The organism is Citrobacter sp. R56, from assembly GCF_016811995.1.
In the GTDB taxonomy this organism is placed as follows: Bacteria; Pseudomonadota; Gammaproteobacteria; order Enterobacterales; family Enterobacteriaceae; genus Citrobacter_D; species Citrobacter_D enshiensis.
The window spans coordinates 3,749,735-3,774,208 of the sequence record NZ_CP069159.1; the positions used below are offsets into that span (position 1 = coordinate 3,749,735).

General features: G+C 52.7%; 20 protein-coding genes. 10 read left to right on the top strand and 10 right to left on the bottom strand.

Annotated elements, in window-relative coordinates; translation table 11 throughout:
- Positions 1–94 precede the first annotated feature (94 nt).
- The 5 genes from traT to pdhR form a co-directional block, all read right to left on the bottom strand.
- Positions 95–826: a conjugal transfer complement resistance protein TraT gene (traT, locus tag JM656_RS17745; RefSeq protein WP_203358910.1), complete on the bottom strand. Its 732-nt coding sequence runs from the start codon at positions 824–826 to the stop codon at positions 95–97.
- 195 nt (positions 827–1,021) lie between these two features.
- A complete protein-coding gene (gene lpdA, locus JM656_RS17750) occupies positions 1,022–2,446 on the bottom strand; it encodes a dihydrolipoyl dehydrogenase (RefSeq protein ID WP_203361317.1) in 1,425 nt (474 codons plus the stop codon).
- A gap of 199 nt (positions 2,447–2,645) precedes the next feature.
- Positions 2,646–4,529 (bottom strand): pyruvate dehydrogenase complex dihydrolipoyllysine-residue acetyltransferase, encoded by a 1,884-nt coding sequence (gene aceF, locus JM656_RS17755; RefSeq protein ID WP_203358911.1) that lies wholly within the window; start codon positions 4,527–4,529, stop codon positions 2,646–2,648.
- A 14-nt stretch (positions 4,530–4,543) separates the two neighbouring features.
- A complete protein-coding gene (aceE, locus tag JM656_RS17760; protein ID WP_203358912.1) occupies positions 4,544–7,207 on the bottom strand; it encodes a pyruvate dehydrogenase (acetyl-transferring), homodimeric type in 2,664 nt (887 codons plus the stop codon).
- A 161-nt stretch (positions 7,208–7,368) separates the two neighbouring features.
- The gene (pdhR, locus tag JM656_RS17765) at positions 7,369–8,133 is read right to left on the bottom strand and encodes a pyruvate dehydrogenase complex transcriptional repressor PdhR (RefSeq protein ID WP_192611100.1); all 765 of its coding nucleotides are present in this window, start codon (positions 8,131–8,133) and stop codon (positions 7,369–7,371) included.
- Between the two features lie 593 nt (positions 8,134–8,726).
- Here pdhR and aroP point away from each other — a divergent pair.
- The 3 genes from aroP (at position 8,727) to JM656_RS17780 (ending at position 12,612) form a co-directional block, all read left to right on the top strand.
- A complete protein-coding gene (gene aroP / locus JM656_RS17770; RefSeq protein ID WP_203358913.1) occupies positions 8,727–10,100 on the top strand; it encodes an aromatic amino acid transporter AroP in 1,374 nt (457 codons plus the stop codon).
- Positions 10,101–10,255: 155 nt separating this feature from the next.
- Positions 10,256–11,662, top strand: a complete 1,407-nt coding sequence (locus JM656_RS17775; RefSeq protein WP_203358914.1) for a glycoside-pentoside-hexuronide (GPH):cation symporter — start codon at positions 10,256–10,258, stop codon at positions 11,660–11,662.
- A complete protein-coding gene (locus JM656_RS17780; protein ID WP_203358915.1) occupies positions 11,662–12,612 on the top strand; it encodes a family 43 glycosylhydrolase in 951 nt (316 codons plus the stop codon). Before JM656_RS17775 ends, JM656_RS17780 begins: the two co-directional genes overlap by 1 nt.
- A gap of 81 nt (positions 12,613–12,693) precedes the next feature.
- Here the strand turns inward: JM656_RS17780 and ampE are convergent, their stop codons facing one another.
- Both ampE and ampD read right to left on the bottom strand, forming a co-directional pair.
- The gene (gene ampE / locus JM656_RS17785) at positions 12,694–13,548 is read right to left on the bottom strand and encodes a beta-lactamase regulator AmpE (protein WP_203358916.1); all 855 of its coding nucleotides are present in this window, start codon (positions 13,546–13,548) and stop codon (positions 12,694–12,696) included.
- Complete coding sequence (ampD, locus tag JM656_RS17790) at positions 13,545–14,108, bottom strand: 1,6-anhydro-N-acetylmuramyl-L-alanine amidase AmpD (protein ID WP_192611097.1); 564 nt, start codon at positions 14,106–14,108, stop codon at positions 13,545–13,547. Before ampD ends, ampE begins: the two co-directional genes overlap by 4 nt.
- A gap of 86 nt (positions 14,109–14,194) precedes the next feature.
- Between ampD and nadC the strand changes: the two genes are divergently transcribed.
- From nadC to hofC, 4 genes are all read left to right on the top strand, one after another.
- The gene (nadC, locus tag JM656_RS17795) at positions 14,195–15,088 is read left to right on the top strand and encodes a carboxylating nicotinate-nucleotide diphosphorylase (protein WP_203358917.1); all 894 of its coding nucleotides are present in this window, start codon (positions 14,195–14,197) and stop codon (positions 15,086–15,088) included.
- 244 nt (positions 15,089–15,332) lie between these two features.
- Complete coding sequence (gene ppdD, locus JM656_RS17800; protein WP_203358918.1) at positions 15,333–15,770, top strand: prepilin peptidase-dependent pilin; 438 nt, start codon at positions 15,333–15,335, stop codon at positions 15,768–15,770.
- Positions 15,771–15,779: 9 nt separating this feature from the next.
- Positions 15,780–17,165 carry a type II secretion system protein GspE gene (gene gspE / locus JM656_RS17805; RefSeq protein ID WP_203361318.1) on the top strand — a complete coding sequence of 462 codons (1,386 nt, stop codon included), beginning with the start codon at positions 15,780–15,782 and terminating at the stop codon, positions 17,163–17,165.
- Positions 17,155–18,354, top strand: coding sequence for a protein transport protein HofC (hofC, locus tag JM656_RS17810; RefSeq protein WP_203358919.1), 1,200 nt, complete (start codon positions 17,155–17,157; stop codon positions 18,352–18,354). Before gspE ends, hofC begins: the two co-directional genes overlap by 11 nt.
- 38 nt (positions 18,355–18,392) lie before the next feature.
- Here the strand turns inward: hofC and JM656_RS17815 are convergent, their stop codons facing one another.
- The gene (locus JM656_RS17815) at positions 18,393–19,436 is read right to left on the bottom strand and encodes a GMP reductase (RefSeq protein ID WP_203358920.1); all 1,044 of its coding nucleotides are present in this window, start codon (positions 19,434–19,436) and stop codon (positions 18,393–18,395) included.
- A gap of 226 nt (positions 19,437–19,662) precedes the next feature.
- Here JM656_RS17815 and coaE point away from each other — a divergent pair, with 226 nt between their 5' ends.
- From coaE to yacG, 3 genes are read left to right on the top strand one after another with little or no spacing between them, the layout of a single operon-like run.
- Positions 19,663–20,283: a dephospho-CoA kinase gene (gene coaE, locus JM656_RS17820; RefSeq protein WP_203358921.1), complete on the top strand. Its 621-nt coding sequence runs from the start codon at positions 19,663–19,665 to the stop codon at positions 20,281–20,283.
- Complete coding sequence (gene zapD, locus JM656_RS17825; RefSeq protein WP_203358922.1) at positions 20,283–21,026, top strand: cell division protein ZapD; 744 nt, start codon at positions 20,283–20,285, stop codon at positions 21,024–21,026. Before coaE ends, zapD begins: the two co-directional genes overlap by 1 nt.
- A 22-nt stretch (positions 21,027–21,048) precedes the next feature.
- Positions 21,049–21,243, top strand: coding sequence for a DNA gyrase inhibitor YacG (gene yacG / locus JM656_RS17830; RefSeq protein WP_203358923.1), 195 nt, complete (start codon positions 21,049–21,051; stop codon positions 21,241–21,243).
- Between the two features lie 72 nt (positions 21,244–21,315).
- Here yacG and mutT read toward each other — a convergent pair whose 3' ends face one another.
- Both mutT and secA read right to left on the bottom strand, forming a co-directional pair.
- Complete coding sequence (gene mutT, locus JM656_RS17835) at positions 21,316–21,708, bottom strand: 8-oxo-dGTP diphosphatase MutT (RefSeq protein ID WP_203358924.1); 393 nt, start codon at positions 21,706–21,708, stop codon at positions 21,316–21,318.
- Between the two features lie 59 nt (positions 21,709–21,767).
- Entirely contained in the window at positions 21,768–24,473 is a 2,706-nt protein-coding gene (gene secA / locus JM656_RS17840; protein ID WP_203358925.1) for a preprotein translocase subunit SecA, read from the bottom strand.
- Between the last annotated feature and the right edge of the window lies 1 nt (position 24,474).

The window sequence follows — 24,474 nt, forward strand, 5'->3', positions numbered from 1 at the left end:
GACCCATAATCCCCGTGTTTTTACACGGGGATTATTGTCTATAGCTCCCCAGTAGGGCTCAAGTGATTCGCCTTTTTACGGGTGCAGCGTCAGATTACAGAATGTTGGCAACGGATTTTGCCAGTTGCGCTTCCAGCACCGGTTTCGCCTCTTCAAACTTCAGGTTAACTTTGTTGGCGTTAGAGACGACGCGAGTCTGGTATTTCGCGCGATCGCCCTTCTCACTGCTGGTTTGCAGCTTGATGCCGGAGGTGCCCTGACGTAGTGCAGCAACATTATCCGTAGTGACTTTCGCTTTGCTACGCTCGGAAATTTGCAGGTCGGTTACCATGGTGTAGTTCACGTCTTCTACCATCGCATCAGCGGCCATCCCGATCAGACCTGCCGCCAGCCCCACACCCAGCGCAGCACCGGAGGAGTTGCTGTTATAGGCGGTGATACCCGCGCCCAGAGCCGCCCCCATCGCAGCGCCTTCATAACCGGTTTTCAGGAATCCCTGAGCCTCGCGCAGATCCATTTTGTCCGCTTTCAGCACATTGGCCTGTACCCAGTAGTACGCGCTGTCCGGTGAACTGGTCACTTTATAGCCCTTCGCTGACAGATCATTTGCCAGCATAGTTTGCAGGTTGCTCATGTCTTTATCAGAAGTGTTTTTTACCTGAATGTAGACGGTCTTCTCGCTGGAAGGCTCCAGCCAGATGGTTTCACTCATCTGCGTTTTCACTTCAAGGTTACGTTTTTTCACTGCGGTGGTCATTGCGCCGCACCCGGTCAGCGTCATTGCCGCGACGACCATACCAACAACCGCGATTTTTTTTAAAGACATGTTTATTCCTTTCTTCGTGTAATGAGAGTCCAGATCCCAGTAAGCGCGCAGCCAGAAGCCACACAAAGGTGAAAGGGTTATCGGCAGAAGAGCGGTTTTTTTTAGGGAATAAATCAATACGATGACTACCAGAACAGGTAGCTTTCAGGCAAAAAAAAACGCCTCCGAAGAGGCGCTTTCACAAAAGTCAGAAGATTACTTCTTCTTCGCTTTCGGGTTTGGCAGGTCGGTGATGCTACCTTCGAAGATTTCTGCGGCCAGGCCAACAGATTCGTGCAGCGTCGGGTGCGCATGGATGGTCAGCGCGATGTCTTCAGCGTCACAACCCATTTCGATTGCCAGACCGATTTCACCCAGCAGCTCGCCGCCGTTGGTGCCGACAATCGCACCACCGATCACACGGTGAGACTCTTTGTCGAAAATCAGCTTGGTCATACCGTCTGCGCAGTCGGAAGCGATAGCACGGCCAGAAGCAGCCCATGGGAAGGTGGCGGTTTCGTAGCTAATGCCTTTCTCTTTCGCTTCTTTCTCGGTCAGACCTACCCATGCAACTTCTGGTTCAGTGTATGCAATGGAAGGGATAACTTTCGGATCGAAGTAGTGTTTCTTACCGGCGATAACTTCAGCGGCAACGTGACCTTCGTGAACACCTTTATGCGCCAGCATCGGCTGACCGACGATATCGCCGATAGCAAAGATGTGCGGTACGTTAGTACGCAGCTGCTTGTCTACGCGGATGAAGCCACGGTCGTCCACTTCCACGCCCGCTTTGCCCGCGTCGAGGTTTTTACCGTTCGGTACACGACCGATAGCTACCAGTACAGCATCATAACGCTGTGCTTCAGCAGGCGCTTTTTTGCCTTCCATGGAAACGTAAATACCGTCTTCTTTCGCTTCAACGGCAGTCACTTTGGTTTCCAGCATCAGGTTGAATTTCTTGCTGATGCGCTTGGTGAAGACTTTCACGACATCTTTATCGGCAGCCGGGATAACCTGGTCGAACATTTCAACCACATCAATCTCTGAACCCAGCGCATGGTACACCGTACCCATTTCCAGACCGATGATACCGCCGCCCATAACCAGCAGACGTTTCGGTACGGATTTCAGCTCCAGTGCGTCGGTGGAATCCCATACGCGCGGATCTTCGTGCGGAATAAATGGCAGTTCGATCGGACGGGAACCCGCCGCGATGATAGCGTTGTCGAAGTTGATAACGGTTTTGCCGTTCTCGCCTTCCACTTCCAGGGTGTTCGCCCCGGTAAATTTACCCAGACCGTTGACCACTTTCACTTTACGGCCTTTCGCCATACCAGCCAGACCGCCAGTCAGCTGAGTGATCACTTTCTCTTTCCAGGTACGAATCTTGTCGATATCGGTTTTCGGCTCGCCGAAGACGATACCGTGGTCAGCCAGCGCTTTGGCTTCTTCGATAACTTTTGCAACGTGCAGCAGCGCTTTAGAAGGGATACAGCCAACGTTCAGACAAACACCACCGAGGGTGCTGTAACGTTCTACGATTACGGTTTCCAGACCTAAATCAGCGCAACGGAAGGCCGCAGAATAACCTGCCGGGCCTGCCCCAAGTACCACGACCTGAGTTTTGATTTCAGTACTCATCATGACCTCTTAATTTATTTCCGGCGATCCCTGGTCTTGTCGCCCATCATCCACCGGGTCGTTCTATCCGTCCGTAGTGTACAAAAATGTTAACAATTTTGAAACAACAAACGGCAAACGAATTGTCTTTGTCACCCAATAACCTCACAACATACATGAGATTACCAGAAAAAAGCCGGCCGTCAGGCCGGCTTTTCGATTACATCACCAGGCGGCGAATATCAGACAGCGTGTTGTTGATGATGGTGATAAAGCGCGCACCATCAGCACCGTCGATCACGCGGTGGTCGAAGGAGAGAGAAATTGGCATCATCAGACGCGGTACAAACTCTTTCCCGTTCCATACCGGCTCCATCGCCGATTTGGAAACACCGAGGATAGCCACTTCCGGCGCGTTCACAATCGGCGCGAAGTGGGTGGTACCCAGGCCGCCGATGCTGGAGATAGTGAAGCAACCGCCCTGCATTTCGCCAGCCGTCAGCTTACCATCACGCGCTTTTTTGGAGATGGTGGTCAGTTCGCGAGACAGCTCAGTAATGCTCTTCTTGTTCACGTCTTTGAAGACCGGAACAACCAGACCATTTGGCGTATCAACCGCAACACCGATGTTGATGTATTTCTTCAGCGTCAGACGCTGACCATCTTCGGACAGAGAGCTGTTGAAGCGAGGCATCTGCTCAAGCGCCGCCGCAACGGCTTTCATGATGAAGACAACCGGGGTGAATTTCACGTCCAGTTTGCGCTTCTCAGCTTCGGCGTTCTGCTGTTTACGGAACGCTTCCAGATCGGTGATATCGGTTTTGTCGAAGTGCGTAACGTGCGGGATCATCACCCAGTTACGGCTCAGGTTAGCACCAGAGATTTTCTGGATACGACCCAGTTCCACTTCTTCGATTTCGCCGAACTTGCTGAAGTCAACCTTCGGCCACGGCAGCATGCCCGGAATACCGCCACCCGCTGCGGCAGCCGGAGCCGCTTCAGCGCGCTTGATAGCGTCTTTCACGTAAGTCTGAACGTCTTCGCGCAGGATACGACCTTTACGGCCAGTGCCCTTCACTTTCGCCAGATTCACACCGAACTCGCGCGCCAGACGGCGAATCAGCGGGGTCGCATGAATGTAAGCGTCGTTCTCAGCAAACTCAGATTTGCCTTCGGCTTTCACGGCCGGTGCCGCTGCTTTTGCAGCAGGCGCAGGAGCGGCAGCAGCAGGTGCAGCAGCCGGAGCCGCAGCAGGCGCAGCGCCTTCCACTTCGAAGACCATAATCAGAGAACCAGTTTTCACTTTATCGCCGGTGCTGATTTTGATTTCTTTCACAGTGCCCGCGAACGGTGCCGGAACTTCCATAGAGGCTTTGTCACCTTCTACGGTGATCAGAGACTGCTCAGCGGCAATTTTGTCGCCTACTTTGACCATCACTTCGGTAACTTCAACTTCGTCACCGCCGATGTCAGGTACGTTCACTTCTTTAGAACCGGAAGCCGCAGGAGCCGCCGCTGCTGCTGGTGCAGCCGCCTGAGCCGGAGCAGCAGCGCCCGCAGCGCCAGCTACTTCGAAGACCATGATCAGGGAGCCGGTAGACACTTTGTCGCCGGTGTTGATTTTAATCTCTTTGACCACGCCCGCGAACGGAGCCGGGACTTCCATAGAGGCTTTGTCGCCTTCAACGGTGATCAGGGATTGTTCAGCAGCAACGGTGTCGCCCACTTTCACCATGATCTCAGTCACTTCAACTTCGTCACCGCCGATGTCCGGTACATGAACATCTTTCGCCGCCGCCGCAGCAGGTGCTGCTGCCGGAGCCGCTTCTTTTTTCGCTTCTGCCGGAGCAGGTGCAGCAGCAGCTGCACCGTCGGCGGAATCGAAAATCATGATCAGTTTGCCGGTCTCGGTTTTGTCGCCGACAGAGACTTTGATCTCTTTAACAACGCCAGCCTGCGGAGACGGAACTTCCATAGAGGCTTTGTCGCCTTCTACGGTGATCAGCGACTGTTCAGCTTCAACTTTGTCGCCCACTTTGACCAGGATCTCGGTGATTTCAACTTCATCTGCGCCGATGTCCGGTACTTTGATTTCGATAGCCATTCTTCTTTTACCTCTTACGCCAGACGCGGGTTAACTTTTTCTGCATCGATGTTGAATTTGGCGATTGCGTCCGCAACCACTTTCTTATCGATTTCGCCACGTTTAGCCAGTTCGCCCAGTGCCGCTACAACCACATAGGAAGCATCAACTTCGAAGTGGTGACGCAGGTTTTCACGGCTGTCAGAGCGACCGAAACCGTCGGTACCCAGTACGCGGTAATCATCAGCCGGTACATAAGTACGAACTTGTTCGGCAAACAGTTTCATATAGTCAGTAGATGCCACAGCCGGAGCGTCGTTCATCACCTGAGCGATGTACGGAACGCGCGGAGTTTCCAGCGGGTGCAGCATGTTCCAGCGCTCACAATCCTGGCCATCACGTGCCAGTTCAGTGAAGGAAGTGACGCTATACACGTCAGAACCTACGCCGTAGTCGTTCGCCAGGATCTGCGCTGCTTCACGGACGTGACGCAGGATAGAACCGGAGCCCAGCAGCTGAACTTTACCTTTGCTACCTTCGAGGGTTTCGAGTTTGTAGATACCTTTACGGATACCTTCCTCGGCACCTGCTGGCATTGCCGGCATGTGGTAGTTTTCGTTCAGCGTGGTGATGTAGTAGTAAATGTTCTCTTGTTTCTCACCGTACATACGCTCCAGACCATCGTGCATGATGACCGCAACTTCGTACGCGTAAGACGGATCGTAAGAGATACAGTTCGGGATAGTCAGAGACTGAATATGGCTGTGGCCATCTTCGTGCTGCAGACCTTCGCCGTTCAGCGTCGTACGACCGGAAGTACCACCGATCAGGAAGCCGCGAGCCTGCTGGTCACCTGCTGCCCAGCACAGGTCGCCAATACGCTGGAACCCGAACATGGAGTAGTAGATGTAGAACGGGATCATCGGCAGATCGTTGGTGCTGTAAGAAGTTGCAGCAGCCAGCCAGGAAGAACCTGCGCCCAGCTCGTTGATACCTTCCTGCAGGATCTGACCTTTCTCGTCTTCTTTGTAGTAAGCAACCTGCTCACGGTCCTGCGGGGTGTACTGCTGGCCGTTCGGGCTGTAAATACCGATCTGACGGAACAGACCTTCCATACCGAAAGTACGCGCTTCGTCAGCGATGATCGGCACCAGACGATCTTTGATCGACTTGTTCTTCAGCATCACGTTCAGGGCACGAACGAAAGCGATAGTGGTGGAGATCTCTTTGTTCTGCTCTTCCAGCAGCGCACCGAAGTCTTCCAGGGTCGGCAGTTCCAGCTTCTCAGTGAAGTTCGGCTGGCGGCTCGGCAGGTAGCCGTGCAGTTTCTGACGCTGAGCGTGCAGATAGGTGTGCTCTTCAGAACCTTCCGGGAAGGTAATGTAAGACAGTTTTTCAACCTGCTCGTCGGTGACTGGAACGTTGAAACGGTCGCGGATATGACGCACGCCGTCCATGTTCATTTTCTTCACCTGGTGCGCGATGTTTTTACCTTCGGCGGTGTCGCCCATGCCGTAACCTTTAATGGTATGGGCGAGGATGACAGTGGCTTTGCCTTTGGTGTCCTGCGCTTTTTTCAGTGCTGCGTAAACTTTCTTCGGATCGTGACCACCACGGTTCAGTGCCCAGATCTGCTCATCAGTCCAGTCAGCGACCAGCGCTGCGGTTTCCGGGTATTTACCGAAGAAGTGCTCGCGAACGTAGGCGCCATCTTTGGATTTGAAGGTCTGGTAATCACCGTCAAGGGTTTCGTTCATCAGTTGGATCAGTTTACCGCTGGTATCTTTACGCAGCAGCTCATCCCAACGACCGCCCCACATCACTTTAATCACGTTCCAGCCAGCACCCGCGAAGATGCCTTCCAGTTCGTTGACAATCTTGCCGTTACCGGTGACCGGGCCGTCAAGACGCTGCAGGTTACAGTTGATAACAAAGACCAGGTTGTCCAGTTTTTCACGGGTAGCGATGGTGATCGCACCTTTAGATTCCGGCTCATCCATCTCGCCGTCACCCAGGAAGGCGTAAACGGTTTGTTTAGAGGTATCTTTCAGGCCACGGTGTTCCAGATATTTCAGGAATTTAGCCTGGTAGATCGCACCGATTGGGCCCAGACCCATAGAGACGGTCGGGAACTGCCAGAATTCCGGCATCAGTTTCGGGTGCGGGTAGGAAGACAGGCCTTTGCCATTCACTTCCTGACGGAAGTTGTCCATCTGCTCTTCAGTCAGACGGCCTTCGAGGAATGCACGTGCGTAGACGCCCGGGGAGATGTGACCCTGGAAGTACACCAGGTCGCCGCCATCCTGCTCGTTGCGCGCACGGAAGAAATGGTTGAAACACACATCATAAACGGTTGCGGAAGACTGGAAGGATGCCATGTGGCCACCCAGCTCAAGGTCTTTTTTAGATGCACGCAGCACCGTCATGATGGCGTTCCAGCGGATAGCAGAACGAATACGACGTTCCAGCTCCAGATTGCCCGGGTATTCCGGCTCATCTTCAACGGCAATAGTGTTTACATAATTGCTGGCCCCTGCACCTGCCGCTACTTTCACGCCGCCTTTGCGGGCTTCAGAAAGAAGCTGGTCAATCAGATACTGAGCGCGCTCAACACCTTCTTCACGGATGACCGATTCGATCGCCTGTAGCCAGTCGCGAGTTTCGATCGGATCCACGTCATTTGGGAAACGTTCTGACATGGGGGTATTCCTTATCTATCTAATACGTTGAGTTATCTGGAACCTGTCCCATTGCATTTTCGCTGGAAAACGCAATAAGACAGGTTCTGCGTTTAGTTGCCGCGCCTTAAATAGCGCTTGATTTACAACATCTTCTGGTTAACTTTCTACCAGAAAAATCACTAATTCTTTCGTTGCTCCAGGCGGCGTAAGGCGCGTTCACGACGGCTTTCCTCACGGCTTCGGTCCAGGAGAATCTCTTCAATAAACGCCAGGTGACGGTGCGACGCTTCACGCGCCTCTTCCGGATTCCCGGCGATAATCGCTTCAAAAATACGGGTACGGTGACTGCTTACCAGCGGCAGCATCTCCCGACGCGCATACAGCAATTCAAAGTTTTGACGAACGTTTTGCGCCAGCATCGGCTCCATGCATCTCAGTAAATGGAGCAACACCACATTGTGCGCTGCTTCAGTGACCGCAATTTGATACTGGAGAACGGCGTCGGACTCTGCGTCCAGGTCGCCTGACTGTTGCGCCAGTTCGATGGCATGGTGGAGTTCACGAATACGAGTCTTGTCTTCATCCGTGCTGCGCAGTGCCGCGTAGTATGCAGCAATGCCTTCCAGCGCATGGCGCGTCTCGAGCAGGTCAAACTGGGATTCAGGGTGATCGGAGAGCAGTTCTACCAGTGGGTCGCTAAAACTCTGCCACAGGCTGCTCTGAACAAAAGTCCCGCCGCCCTGGCGACGAAGCAGCAGACCCTTCGCTTCGAGACGTTGGATCGCCTCGCGCAAGGAGGGTCGGGAAACATCGAACTGTTTTGCCAGTTCGCGTTCCGGTGGGAGTTTTTCGCCGGGGCGCAAGGTCCCCTCAAGAATTAAAAACTCCAGCTGCTGCTCAATCACATCGGATAATTTAGGTTGGCGAATTTTGCTGTAGGCCATGATTCCCTGTCTTAAGCCATTTGCCCGGAGTCAATTGGTCTTACCAATTTCACGTTCGTGACGCTAAAGTAACAAAGTATTCACCTTCTGTCCATACAGGTTTTGATTGAAATCAGTAAACCAAGCACATTTTAACAAGATTACAGAAATAACGTTTCAAACATGTAACCATGCACAAATGTTAAATTTACCCCCAGGCAAGCAGATTTAACGTAATTGAAACGAAAAAATATCCCATCTGAACCGATTCACCTGCTTAATTATCGATTTTCACTACCTAATTATTGAATAAACATTCATATTGCAACCAGCGTTTCCGGTGAAATGGCATTTACAAATGGTTTCTTTTTATTCAAGTCGTCACCCGCCCTTCACAAAGCAGGTGCATTCGCGACCGCATACCATTATTCTGAATAAGACAAAAGTCTTTGTGTAACATTTTAGAATTCATTGCCGTAAACAAATTAATACAACAAACGGAATTGCAAACTTACACACGCATCACTGCGTAGTTCAAAAATAATGACTCAAAATAGTGCGGGCAGCGCCAAAGCCGCCTGGAATATGAAGAGTAAAACCACACACGAGGTTTCATGATGGATGGTCAACAGCATGGCGAGCAGCTAAAGCGCGGCCTTAAAAACCGCCATATCCAGCTCATCGCTTTGGGTGGCGCGATAGGCACCGGGCTGTTCCTGGGTAGCGCTTCCGTTATTCAGTCTGCAGGACCCGGCATTATTCTGGGTTATGCGATCGCCGGTTTTATCGCTTTTTTAATCATGCGTCAGTTAGGTGAAATGGTCGTTGAAGAGCCTGTTGCGGGCTCCTTCAGTCATTTCGCCTACAAATATTGGGGCGGATTCGCCGGTTTTGCCTCCGGATGGAACTACTGGGTGCTGTACGTTCTGGTTGCGATGGCGGAACTGACCGCCGTTGGCAAGTATGTCCAGTTCTGGTGGCCGGAAATCCCGACCTGGGTCTCAGCTGCCGTCTTCTTTGTTGCCATCAACGCCATTAACCTGACCAACGTAAAAGTGTTCGGTGAAATGGAATTTTGGTTCGCCATTATTAAGGTTATCGCTGTTGTGGCGATGATCCTGTTCGGCGGCTGGCTGCTGTTTAGCGGTAACGGTGGTCCGCAGGCCAGCGTCAGCAACTTGTGGGATCAAGGTGGCTTCCTGCCTCATGGCTTCACCGGTCTGGTCATGATGATGGCCATTATCATGTTCTCGTTTGGCGGCCTTGAATTAGTGGGGATCACCGCCGCAGAAGCGGATAACCCGGAGCAAAGCATCCCGAAAGCCACTAACCAGGTTATCTACCGTATCCTGATTTTCTATGTGGGTTCGCTGGCCGTCCTGCTCTCTCTGATGCCATGGACGCGTGTTACCGCTGACGTCAGCCCGTTCGTCCTGATCTTCCACGAACTGGGCGATACCTTTGTAGCGAACGCGCTGAACGTTGTGGTACTGACCGCCGCTCTTTCTGTCTATAACAGCTGCGTGTACTGTAACAGCCGTATGCTGTTCGGTCTGGCCCAGCAGGGTAACGCACCGAAAGCATTGATGAGTGTCGATAAACGCGGCGTGCCGGTGAACACCATTCTGGTTTCTGCGCTGGTCACCGCCCTGTGCGTACTGATCAACTACCTGGCGCCAGAATCTGCGTTCGGTCTGCTGATGGCGCTGGTCGTTTCTGCGCTGGTCATCAACTGGGCCATGATAAGCCTCGCGCATATCAAGTTCCGTCGCGCTAAAGAGCAACAGGGTGCAACCACCCGCTTCCCGGCGCTGTTTTATCCGTTAGGTAACTGGATCTGCCTGATTTTCATGGCGGCAGTGCTGGTGATTATGCTGATGACACCGGGTATGGCGATCTCCGTGTGGCTGATCCCGGTCTGGCTTGTGATCCTTGGCGTCGGCTATCTGTGCAAACAGAAAACCGCTAAAGCCGTAAAAGCGCATTAATCTTCTCCACCCTCACCCACCCGGGTGAGGGTTGTTACCTGCCTCACACTTTCCCCCGCATAGCTATTTTGTCCATATCCCTGACCTTTTACTGCAACGCAATTACCCATACCGGAGCGAATAATCCTCTTCACACCTGATGGGGAGAATTCTCAATGGAAACGCGTAAGCTGTCTGTAAGAGAAAAGATCGGTTATGGCATGGGTGACGCCGGATGTAACATCATCTTTGGCGCTATTATGCTGTTTGTTAACTATTTTTATACGGATATTTTTGGTCTGGCTCCGGCACTGGTCGGCGTGTTGCTGCTTTCTGTGCGCGTCATTGACGCCGTCACTGACCCGATTATGGGGGCTCTGGCAGACCGCACGCGCAGCAAATACGGGCGTTTCCGCCCCTGGTTACTGTGGATTGCCTTCCCCTATGCTCTGTTCAGCGTACTGATGTTTACCACGCCTGAGTGGAGCTACAACAGCAAGGTTATCTATGCGTTTGTCACCTATTTCCTGTTATCCATCACTTACACGGCCATCAACATTCCTTATTGCTCGTTAGGCAGTGTCATCACCAACGACCCGAAAGAGCGCGTCGCCTGTCAGTCTTATCGCTTTGTACTGGTGGGTATCGCCACCCTGCTGCTGTCGCTTACGCTCTTGCCAATGGCGGACTGGTTCGGCGGCGAAAACAAAGCCAAAGGTTATCAGATGGCGATGACCGTACTGGCCTTTATCGGCATGTGCATGTTCTTGTTTTGCTTCGCCACTGTGCGCGAACGTATACGTCCGGCGGTCCCGACCAATGACGATTTAAAAGCCGACCTCAAAGACGTCTGGAAGAACGATCAGTGGGTTAAAATTCTGCTGTTAACCCTGTGCAATGTATGCCCGGGGTTTATTCGCATGGCGGCAACCATGTATTACGTCACCTGGGTTATGCAACAGAGTACCCATTTCGCGACGCTGTTTATCAGCCTGGGCGTGGTCGGAATGATGGGGGGCAGCATGCTGGCGAAAGTGCTGACGGACCGCTGGTGTAAACTGAAGGTGTTTTTCTGGACCAACATCGTACTGGCGATTTTCTCCTGCGCCTTTTACTTCCTCGACCCGCATGCGACAACACTGATTGTCGTACTGTACGTACTGCTCAATATTCTCCATCAAATCCCTTCCCCGCTGCACTGGTCGCTAATGGCGGATGTGGATGACTACGGCGAATGGAAAACAGGTAAACGTATCACCGGGATCAGTTTTTCCGGCAACCTGTTCTTCCTGAAATTGGGTCTGGCGATTGCCGGGGCGATGGTGGGTTTTCTGCTCTCCTGGTACGGCTACGACGCCGGAGCGAAAGCGCAAAGTGAAAATGCCATCAATGGCATTATGCTACTGTTCACCATCATTCCAGGCATTGGCTATCTGATCACTGCAGGTGTGGTTCGCCTGCTGAAAGTCGATCGCGAATTTATGCAGCAGATTCAGGCCGATCTGGAGAAACGCCGTATCAACTACCGCGAGCTCAACGAGTATCAGGACATTCACTCTGCAGAAACAGTAAGGAAAGCCTAATGCACACCTGGCCAAATCCGTTTATTGAGCAACGCGCCGATCCGTTTATCCTGCAGGACGGCAGCCATTACTACTTCATTGCTTCCGTCCCGGAATACGATCGCCTGGAGATCCGTCGGGCTGATTCACTGGAAGGATTGCGCGATGCCACTTCCGTTGTGGTTTGGCGCAAGCCAGAAAGCGGCCCAATGAGCGAACTGATCTGGGCGCCAGAACTGCACCACATTGAAAATAAGTGGTACATCTATTTTGCCGCCGCGCACACCCAGGCGCTCGACAGTTTGGGCATGTTTCAGCACCGCATGTTCGCCCTCGAGTGCACGAATGATGACCCACTCACTGGCGTTTGGGTTGAAAAAGGCCAGATAAAAACACCGTTCGACACCTTCGCGCTGGATGCCACCACGTTTAGCCATCAGGGGAAACAGTGGTATCTGTGGGCGCAAAAATCGCCTGACATCGCCGGGAACTCGAACATCTATCTCGCTGAACTGTCCAATCCGTGGACGCTCAAAGGTGAGCCGGTCATGCTTAGCAAACCCGAGTATGACTGGGAATGTCGAGGCTTCCTGGTTAACGAAGGCCCCGCCGTTTTACGACTCGACGATACGCTGTTTATCAGCTATTCGGCCAGCGCCACGGATGAAAACTACTGTATGGGGTTGCTGTGGATTGCGGCAGATGCCGATCCGCTGAACCCGGATAACTGGCAAAAATCACCGCATCCGGTCTTTACCACCAGCAATGAAAACCGCCAGTACGGCCCTGGGCATAACAGTTTTACAAAAACGTCGGATGGAGAAGATGTGCTGGTTTATCACGCACGTAACTACACCGAAATCGAAGGCGATCCGCTCTACGATCCTAATCGTCACACACGTCTGAAGTTAGTTCACTGGAAGGAAAACGGGATGCCTGATTTTGGCATCCCGCCTGTGGATACACCTTAACTCATCGCCCGGTGGCGCTGCGCTTGCCAGACCTACTCTTCCGTAGGCCGGATATGCGCAGCCTCATCCGGCGATACAACGTTAAATCAGCGTCCCATAAATCGTCAGCAGTGCTATCACTACCACCACCACAAATGACGCTTTCTTCGCCATCGAAACAGCGGCTTTTGGCGTTTCTACTTTGCCCGTATGTGACTCCCGCGCCAGTGAGAACTGCGCCAGACGCGTCAGCACCTGATACTGCGAGGTGCGCAGATCCGCCAGCGAAGCAAACCAGGCTGGCAACGCCTTCTCTCCATGTCCCAACAAAGCATAAACCACACCGGCAAGACGCACAGGGATCCAGTCCACCACATGCAAAATGGCATCAACCCCCGATTGCAGACGCTGATGCGGGTTTTGATAACGCGCCAGCCAGGATTGCCATGCGCGTAAAAAGGCGTAACCCATTAGCGTCACAGGCCCCCACGAACCACCGACAATAAACCAGAACAACGGCGCCAGATAGAAACGAAAGTTAATCCATAACAGCGCATTTTGCAGTTCACGCAGAAACTCGCGCTCATTACACTCCGGCGGAACGCCATGGATCAGCGTCAACTCGTTGGCCATCGCCTCACGCGCATGCGCGTCATCGCGAGAAGCCGCATTCAGATAGGCGTGATAATGCAGGCGAACTTTACCTGCGCCGACACAGAGCAGGCCGATCAAGATCCAGACCGCAAGCGTTGGGGCATTGAACAGTAAACCTTCCAGCGCGCGCAGCAGCAAAAAGGTGATGCCCATCGCAATCGCCGTCATTCCCAGCGTTCGCAGCATCGAAAAATGCTTAATGCGGCGGAAAAACGCCTCCAGCCGGTGATCGAGGTGCCAGTGTTCACCCAGCTTAAACAGGCGCTCAACGATCAGCACCAATAATGTTGTAAACAGCGTCATGTCATCTCCTTGTGCGACGAGGGGGTGACCAGAGCGCGAAACTTCGCCCAGTCAAACGACGGGCCAGGATCGGTTTTACGCTCAGGCGCGATATCGCAATGTCCGGTCATGTTGTTGGTTATTGCCGGGTAAAGCGCGATTAGCGTACGCGTCACTGCGGCCAGTTGCTGATACTGCTCATCGCTATAGGCCAACGTGTCTGTACCTTCCAGCTCAATACCGATGGAAAAATCATTACAGCGCTCACGCCCGTGATAGTTCGACACGCCTGCATGCCATGCTCGCTTATCGAAAGGAACATACTGGACGATTTCGCCATCGCGGCGAATCAGACAATGGGCAGAAACACGCAGGTGCGCAATCCCGGCGAAAAATGGGTGGGCATCGGGATCCAGAGTTCCTGTGAATAATGCATCAATCCAGGGGCCACCAAACTCACCGGGCGGTAAGCTGATATTGTGCACCACCAATAATGAAGGAATTTCGTCGTCCGGGCGGCAATCAAAATGCGGAGAGGGGACACGTCGCGCCTCTGCCAGCCATCCCTTGTCTAACAACATGCAAGCTCTCCTTAAATGTGGTGCTGATATCCGGTTCAGAGTAGCATGTTTCTACCTTATGATTCGTTAGCAATTGGAGTTTTATCATGCCGCCTCGCCGCTATAACCCTGACTACCGACGTGACGCGCTGTTGGAACGCATAAATCTGGATATCCCTGCCGCTGTTGCCCAGGCGCTGCGCGAAGATTTAGGCGGAGAAGTTGATGCCAGTAACGATATTACTGCGCAACTTCTGCCGGAGAACACACGTTCTCACGCCATCGTTATTACACGCGAAGACGGCGTATTTTGTGGCAAACGCTGGGTTGAAGAGGTCTTTATTCAACTGGCCGGCGACGATGTAAGCCTCACCTGGCATGTCGCAGATGGCGACAGCATCAAAGCCAACCAGCCGTTATTTGAACTTGATGGCCCGTCTCGTATCTTGCTGACGGGTGAACGCACCGCGCTCAATTTTGTTCAAACTCTCTCTGGCGTTGCCAGCGTGGTACGCGAATATGTCGATCTGCTTGCTGGCACAAACACCCAATTGCTGGATACACGCAAAACGCTGCCAGGTCTGCGTACTGCGCTAAAATACGCGGTACTCTGCGGTGGCGGCGCGAACCATCGGCTAGGTCTTTCTGACGCATTCTTGATCAAAGAGAACCACATTATTGCCTCCGGCTCCGTACGCCAGGCCGTTGAAAAAGCGTTCTGGCTGCATCCGGATGTTCCGGTAGAAGTCGAAGTTGAAAATCTGGATGAGCTGGACGACGCGCTGAAAGCGGGCGCGGATATCATCATGCTGGACAATTTCGAAACAGATCAAATGCGCGAGGCGGTTAAACGCACTAACGGTCAGGCGCGACTGGAAGTTTCGGGTAATGTGACCCATGAGACCCTGCGTGAATTTGCCGAAACGGGTGTCGACTTCATCTCCGTAGGCGCACTCACCAAGCACGTGCGCGCACTGGATCTCTCCATGCGTTTCCGCTAATAGCGAATTGCATTGCTCGATGGCGCTTCGCTTATCGGGCCTGGTATTCTCGCTTCTTTTGTATGCCGGATAAGGCGCTTACGCCGCCATCCGGCATTTTCTTCGAGCCTCTTCGCAAATACTCTGTCTGGCTTTGAAACCAACATAAATACGCCTGAACTCGCCTTCCCGTTTTGCTTTTTGCCTCTCGTATGCAGTGCCCTGTGTTTGCCACAGTAGCGCCAGCTAACTCAAGGAGCAGACAATGGACAAGCAACGTGGCTTCACACTTATTGAATTGATGGTCGTCATTGGCATCATCGCCATTTTAAGTGCTATTGGTATTCCGGCTTATCAGAACTACCTGCGTAAAGCGGCACTGACCGACATGCTGCAAACCTTCGTCCCCTATCGCACCGCGGTGGAACTGTGCGCGCTGGACCATGGTGGGATGGATACGTGCAATGCCGGTACCAATGGTATTCCATCCCCCACGACCACCCGCTATATCTCAGAAATGAGCGTAGTGAAAGGCGTCGTCATCCTTACAGGACAAGAAAGCCTCAATGGTCTGAGCGTCACCATGACGCCTGGCTGGGATAACGCTAACGGTATTACTGGCTGGACACGCGTTTGCGCGATTCAGAATGACAGCGCATTGCAGCAAGCCTGCGAAGACGTTTTTCGCTTTGACGCCAACTGAGGTTAAATGATGAAAGACGCACAACTCCAGGCCTTGTGCCAGCGCCATCAGGCTGTACTCATCAATGTGGATAGCGATACTGTCCATATCGCCGTGGTCGACTCGCCCTCTCAGGGATTGTTGGATGCGCTGCGGTTCGCGACGCAAAAACGGATCGATCTCGTGTGCTGGACCCTACAACAGATGGAAAGTCATCTGCACAAACCCCAACAAGCGCCGTCGACAGCTATCCCGGAAAACAGCCCCACTGCCGCTGGATTGCTGCATCAGACCTTACAGACGGCACTGGCAAAACGCGCCTCTGATATTCACATTGAACCGTCTGAAAACCATTACCGAATCAGACTGCGCGTGGACGGCGTGTTACACGCCTTGCCGAACATTTCGTCGGACACGGGCACCGCGCTGGCAGCAAGACTCAAAGTGCTGGGTCATCTGGACATCGCGGAACACCGTCTCCCACAGGACGGGCAGTTCACCATCGAATTAACCGGTAGCACAGTCTCATTTCGTATCGCCACGCTTCCCTGTCGGGGCGGAGAGAAAGTGGTGCTCCGCCTGCTACACCAGGTCAATCAGGCGTTGGACATAAAAATGCTGGGGATGCAGGAATCCCAGTTAACCGAATTCATGCAAGCGCTACAGCAACCGCAGGGACTGGTGTTGGTCACAGGCCCGACAGGGAGCGGAAAAACCGTCACACTCTACAGCGCACTGCAAACACGCAACATGCCAGACCTTAACCTCTGCAGTGTGGAAGATCCGATCGAGATCCCCATTGAAGGTCTCAACCAGACACAAATTCACCCTCGTGCGGGTCTCACCTTTCAGGGCGTATTACGTGCATTGCTGCGTCAGGACCCCGATATCATCATGGTTGGAGAAATCCGCGACGGAGAAACGGCGGAAATTGCCATTAAAGCGGCGCAAACCGGTCATTTGGTTCTCTCTACGCTACATACCAACTCAACCATTGAAACATTGGTCCGTTTGCAGCAAATGGGCGTGGCGCGTTGGATGCTTTCCTCAGCGTTGACGCTGGTGGTTGCACAACGGCTGGTGCGAAAACTGTGCCCGCACTGTCGGCATACCACCGGAGATTCCATAACTCTCCCGGCTGCACTATGGCCCACGTGGCTACCGCGCTGGCAGGCGCCCGGTTGCGAACATTGTCACCATGGGTTCTACGGGCGAACGGCACTGTTCGAAGTCCTGCCCGTCACGCCAGCGCTCAGGCAACTCATCGCTAACGGAACTGACATTGAAACGCTTGAATCCCATGCCCAGCAGGCCGGTATGCGTTCGCTTTTTGACAATGGCTGCCAGGCCGTTGAACAAGGATTAACGACATTTGAAGAGTTGATCCGTGTACTGGGTATGCCTCATGGCAGCTAAACAACTTTGGCGTTGGCAGGGCCTTAACAACGAAGGCGTCTCTGCCGACGGCACGTTGTGGGCTGAGAACCGGGTATTGTTGCTTGTGGCTCTGACGCAACAACGAATTACACCGCTTCGTGTCAGGCGCATAAGCGTGAAAACCGCCCAATGGCGTGCCGAAAAAACCGCAGAACTTATCTACCAACTGGCAACGCTCCTCAAAGCAGGATTGACACTTTCAGAAGGGCTGACGTTACTTGCAGGGCAGCATCCCAGTGGGCAATGGCGGGCATTACTACACGTTCTGGCGCACGACCTGGAACAGGGAATACCGTTTTCCAGCGCGCTGTCGCAATGGTCTAATGTCTTTCCCCCGCTCTATCAGGCGATGATTCGTACTGGGGAATTAACGGGTAAGCTTGATGAATGCTGTTTTGAGCTGGCCCGCCAGCAAAAGGCGCAGCAGCTACTTACGGAAAAAGTGAAAAAAGCGCTGCGCTATCCCATCATCATTTTAACCATGGCGGTACTGGTGGTTATCGCTATGCTGCACTTTGTTCTACCGGAATTTGCGGCGATCTATAAAACGTTCAATACACCGCTGCCCGCCCTGACGCGAGGGGTGATGGCATTCGCTGATTTTATGGCGTCCTCGGGATGGCTACTGGCGCTGCTTTGCATCCTGTTAGCGGTAGCAAATACGCTGCTAAGGCGAAAGCCTTCCTGGCAGATCGTGTGCCAGCGTATTCTGCTGAGAACGCCGGTGATTGGTCGTCTGGCTCGGGGACAGAAGCTCACTCAAATATTTACCATCCTGGCGCTGACGCAAAGTGCGGGCATCACTTTTTTACACGGGCTGGAGAGCGTGAGAGAAACGATCGTTTGCCCCTGGTGGTCGCAACGACTGATGCAAATTCAGCACGACATTACCGCAGGGCACCCCATCTGGCTGGCGTTCAAAAATGCCGGAGAATTTAGTCCATTATGCCTGCAACTGGTGAGAACAGGAGAAGCCTCTGGCTCGCTGGATACGATGCTGCATAACCTTGCCCGACATCACAGTGAAAATACGCTCTCCCTGGCAGATAACCTGGCGGCACTGCTGGAACCCACGCTGTTGGTGATAACCGGGTTAATTATAGGAACGCTGGTGGTGGCAATGTATTTGCCCATTTTCCATCTCGGGGATGCAATGAGCGGAGGATAGTGAGAGGCTGGCGCTGAATACAGCGCCAGCACAGGCGATTACAGGCTATTGAAAACGCGGTTTTCTTGTTCCTGAACGCGAATAAAGGTGGTGCGCTTGGTCAGTTCTTTCAGACGAGATGCCCCAACATAAGTACAGGCAGAACGCAAACCGCCCAGGATATCACGCGCGGTGTTTTCAACCGGGCCACGCAGCGGCAGCTTAACGGTTTTACCCTCTGCGGCACGGTATTGCGCAACGCCACCTACGTGGCGAGTCATTGCAGACTCTGAGCTCATACCGTAGAACAGCATGAACTTCTCGCCGTTCTCTTCAACAATTCTCCCGCCGCTTTCTTCATGACCCGCCAGCATTCCGCCCAGCATCACGAAGTCTGCGCCACCGCCAAAGGCTTTGGCAACATCGCCTGGCATCGTACAACCGCCATCGCTGACAATCATGCCGCCCAGACCGTGTGCTGCATCAGCACATTCAATCACAGCAGAAAGCTGCGGATAGCCCACGCCGGTTTTCACTCGGGTTGTGCATACAGAACCAGGGCCAATCCCGACCTTCACGATATCCGCGCCGGAAAGAACCAGTTCTTCACACATTTCACCGGTGACCACATTACCTGCACAGATGGTTTTTGTTGGCCATGCTTCCCGCGCTTTCGCCACGAACTGTACGAAATGTTCAGAGTAACCGTTTGCCACATCAATACAGATAAAGTTCAGTACCGGATTCAGCGCCAGAATCTGATTCGTTTTTTCAAAATCAGCATCAGAAGTCCCGGTAGAGACCATCACGTGCTTAATCACATCTGCAGATGCTTCACTGACAAACGCGCTCCAGTCTTCAACGGAGTAGTGCTTGTGAACGGCGGTCAGAATACCGAAAGAGGCCAAAGCGGCAGCCATCGAAAATGTGCCAACGGTGTCCATATTCGCAGCAATAACCGGGACGCCAGACCAGGTCTGACCTGAGTGTTTAAAGGTAAATTCACGTTCCAGTTCAACATCGGAACGACTTTTGAGAGTAGAACGCTTAGGGCGGATAAGAACGTCTTTGAAACCTAACTTCAGATCTTCTTCGATACGCATGTGCGGATTCCTGGGGTTAATGGCTATTAGAATGAGAGCACAACTCCAGTGACGCTATCATACGCACTAATCATGGCTGCGCAAGACTGCGAAATTCTCTTTTTTTACGCTACAATCCCATAAATTTACCTGGCGAACAGTGGGCAAACCCCACGACAGCCTCGCCTTCGCATGTTTAACTTTTAACCATTTGATTATCAAAATCAATTTCCCGGGATCAAATAATATGAGGTATACGGTAGCCTTAACGGGCGGCATCGGCAGTGGTAAAAGCACCGTTGCAAATGCATTTGCTGACCTCGGAATAAACGTAATTGATGCAGATATTATTGCCCGCCAGGTGGTTGAACCCGGCCAACCTGCCCTTAACGCGATTGCGGAACATTTTGGTTCAGACGTTATCGCTGCGGACGGTTCGTTGCAGCGGCGAGTTTTGCGCGAACGCATATTTGCCACCCCAGAAGAGAAGTCCTGGCTAAATGGCTTGCTGCACCCACTCATCCAGCAGGAAACTCAGCGGCAATTTCAGCAAACCACATCGCCTTACGTGCTTTGGGTGGTGCCGCTGCTGGTTGAAAACGCGCTCTACAAAAAGGCCGATCGCGTACTGGTGGTTGATGTCACCCCGGAAACTCAGCGCCTTAGAACCATGCAACGCGATGATGTGACGCGTGAGCATGTTGAACAAATTCTGGCTGCCCAGGCGACGCGTGAAGCGCGTCTTGCCGTGGCGGACGATGTTATTGATAATAACGGCGCACCGGATGCCATTGCATCGGATGTCGCACGCCTGCACGCGCGCTATTTGCAACTTGCGTCGCAGTTTGTCTCACAGGAAAAACCGTAATGCACACCCAGGTCCTTTTTGAACACCCTCTCAATGAGAAGATGCGTACATGGCTGCGCATTGAGTTTCTGATTCAACAACTCTCTGTCAAACTCCCTATTGCCGATCATGCCGGAGCACTGCATTTCTTCCGCAATATCGGCGACTTGCTGGACGTGTTTGAGCGGGGTGAAGTGCGTACAGAACTTCTCAAAGAACTTGAGCGCCAGCAGCGTAAGCTTAAGGCCTGGATGGAAGTGCCTGGTGTTGATCAAAATCGAATCGAATCCCTTCGCCAACAATTAAAAACGGCTGGCAGCATTTTGATTTCAGCGCCGCGAATTGGGCAGGAACTGCGTGAAGATCGCCTTGTCGCTCTGGTACGCCAGCGCCTGAGCATTCCAGGCGGCTGCTGCAGTTTTGATCTGCCAACGCTGCACATCTGGCTGCATCTGCCGCAGTCGCAACGTGATGCCCAGGTTGAAACATGGCTTACAAGCCTGAATCCACTTAATCAAGCGTTGACGCTGATCCTGGATCTGATCCGTAATTCCGCGCCTTTCCGTAAGCAAACCAGCCTGAATGGTTTCTATCAGGATAACGGTGACGATGCGGATCTGTTGCGTCTGCAACTGACGCTGGACTCACAGCTTTATCCGCAAATTTCAGGGCATAAAAGCCGTTTTGCGATCCGTTTTATGCCGCTGGACAGTGAAAATGGACTGGTTCCAGAACGCCTGGACTTTGAGCTGGCATGTTGTTAAGAAGTGAGTTTAAGGAGCGAAAATGTCTGAACAAACCATCGTAAACTGCCCAACCTGCGGTAAAAATGTTGTCTGGGGCGAAATCAGTCCATTTCGTCCATTCTGTTCCAAACGCTGTCAGTTAATCGATTTAGGTGAATGGGCTGCCGAAGAAAAACGCATTCCCAGTTCTGGCGATCTGTCAGAGAGTGATGACTGGAGCGAAGAACAGCAGTAGATCTGCTGCTCTGTCGGGCGGGCAACCGCCATTCTTTACCGGATGGCGGCAGCGCCGTATCCGGCCTACTGTCTACCTATTTTGCTTTAACTTCGTAATAACGGGTTCATTTGCCGGAGGAAAATCTTTTGCATCCAGCTCGCTCTGTGCAATCCACTGACCGGGTTGTCCTTCCCTTCCCCACGGCTCCCCTTCCCAGCTTTCGACCAGCCAGAACCAGAGGGTGATATGCCGATCCGGGAACTGATATTCCAGCGTATCAAATAACGTCGCACCTTGCGGTGTAATGCCTACCTCTTCCTGTAGCTCACGAATCAGCGCCTGTTCCGGCGTTTCGCCCAATTCAATTTTCCCACCAGGAAATTCCAGTTTATTCGCCATATGGGCATCAGCGGCGCGTTGAGTAATGAAGATCTCCCCCGCGTCGTTGCGAATAATGCCCACCGCGATTTGCAGTATTTTCATATTATCTCGTCCATAAAAAAGGCGCAGATATCTGCGCCTTTATCGTTTTTATTCAGACCTTAGCTCAGACGACCATGGCACTGTTTGTATTTTTTACCGGAACCGCAAGGGCATGGATCATTACGACCCACTTTGCGATCGCCCGTTTGCGCAGCCAGCTCTTCTGCCACAGCGGAATCATCACCTTTATGGCTCAGTTGTTGCATTTGCGCCAAACGTTCAGCTTCTTCACGACGCTGCTGTTCCATGGCTTCAACCTCTTCCGGCATGCGAACCTGAACTTTGCTCAGCGTACTGATCACTTCGTATTTCAGTGACTCCAGCATAGAGGCAAACATGGCGAAAGATTCACGTTTATATTCCTGCTTCGGATCTTTCTGCGCATAGCCACGCAGGTGGATACCCTGACGCAGGTAATCCATCGCCGCCAGGTGCTCTTTCCACAGCGAATCGAGTGTTTGCAGCATAACGCCCTTCTCGAAGTGGCGCATCATTTCTGCACCGACCACCTCTTCTTTGCGCTGATAAACATCGATAGCATGCGCCAGGATACGTTCACGCAGCGTTTCTTCATGCAGTTCAGGCTCTTTATCCAGCCACTCTGAAATCGGCATCTCGAGATCAAAATCGTTTTTCAGGCGTTCCTGCAGCCCTGGAACATCCCACATCTCTTCCAGCGACTGCGGCGGAATATAGGCATCGATGGTGACCTTGAACACATCTTCGCGGATGCTGTTGATGGTTTCGCTTACGTCACTCACATCCAGCAGTTCATTACGCTGGCTGTAGATAGCGCGACGCTGATCGTTCGCCACATCATCATATTCCAGCAACTGCTTACGAATATCGAAGTTACGGCTTTCCACTTTACGCTGTGCGTTGGCAATCGCTTTAGTTACCCACGGGTGCTCAATGGCTTCGCCTGGTTTCATGCCCAGTTTGCGCATCATGCCTGAAACACGGTCAGAGGCGAAGATACGCATCAGCGCATCTTCCATCGACAGGTAGAAACGGGAAGAACCGGCGTCACCCTGACGACCAGAACGGCCACGAAGCTGGTTATCGATACGACGAGATTCGTGACGCTCGGTACCAATGATGTGCAAACCGCCCGATTCCAGCACAGCATCATGACGCACCTGCCAGTCTGCTTTGATCTGGGCAATCTGTTCCGGCGTCGGATTTTCAAGCTCGGCCACTTCCGCCTGCCAGCTACCACCCAGCACGATATCGGTACCACGACCCGCCATGTTAGTCGCGATGGTCACTGCAGCCGGGTAACCCGCCTGTGCAACGATCGCCGCTTCGTTGGCGTGGAATTTGGCGTTCAGAACGTTATGTTTGATACCAGCTTTCACCAGCTCGTTAGAAACCACTTCGGATTTCTCGATGGAGATCGTACCGACCAGCACCGGCTGACCATTCGCAGTACGCTCTTTGATATCTTCAATAATCGCCTGAATTTTTTCCGCTTCCGTCATGTAGACCAGGTCCGGCATGTCTTTACGGATCATCGGACGGTTGGTCGGAACCACAACGGTATCCAGCTTGTAGATAGAGCTAAATTCAAATGCTTCGGTATCTGCAGTACCGGTCATACCGGCCAGTTTCTCGTACAGACGGAAGTAGTTCTGGAATGTAATGGAGGCCAGCGTCTGGTTTTCGTTCTGGATATCCACGCCTTCTTTCGCTTCAACGGCCTGGTGCAAACCATCAGACCAGCGACGCCCCTGCATGGTACGACCGGTGTGTTCGTCAACGATGATAACTTCACCGTCTTTCACGATGTAGTCGACGTCGCGGGTGAACAGCACGTGCGCGCGCAGCGCAGCGGTGACGTGGTGCATCAGCATAATGTTGCCCGGAGAGTACAGCGACTCACCTTCGTCCATGATGCCTTCGTTCACCAGCAGTTCTTCAATCAGTACCAGACCACGTTCGGTCAGGTTCACCTGACGGGCTTTTTCATCAACGGAGAAATGGCCTTCACCCTGGAAGGTGTCGGAGTCTTCTTTCTCCTGGCGCACCAGGCGCGGGATAATTTTGTTCACTTTCTTATACATTTCTGAGCTGTCTTCAGCCGGACCAGAAATGATAAGCGGCGTACGTGCTTCATCGATCAGGATGGAGTCCACCTCATCCACCAGCGCGTAGTGCAGCTTACGCTGAACGCGTTCTTCAGGGCTGAACGCCATGTTGTCGCGCAGGTAGTCAAAGCCGTATTCGTTGTTGGTGCCGTAAGTGATGTCCGCCGCGTATGCTTCACGTTTTGCAGGCGCAGGCAGGCCAGACATGTTGATGCCGACGCTCATGCCGAGGAATTCAAACAGTGGGCGGTTATTTTCGGCGTCACGCTGTGCCAGGTAGTCGTTCACGGTCACCACATGCACACCTTTCCCGCTTAATGCGTTCAGGTACGCAGGCAGCGTTGCAGTCAGGGTTTTACCTTCACCGGTACGCATTTCCGCGATGCAGCGATCGTTAAGGACCATACCGCCTAACAACTGAACGTCAAAGTGGCGCATCCCGAAGACACGTTTACTGGCTTCGCGGACAACCGCAAAGGCTTCCGGAATCAGGCTTTCCAGGCTTTCACCTTTTTCCAGACGAGCACGGAACTCTGCAGTTTTCGCTTTCAGTTCGTCATCGGAGAGTTTTTCCATCTCCGGTTCCATGGCATTAATCACGCCGACCACTTTGCGCATGCGACGCAACGTACGATCGTTACGACTACCGAATACTTTCGTTAATAATTTGATTAGCATA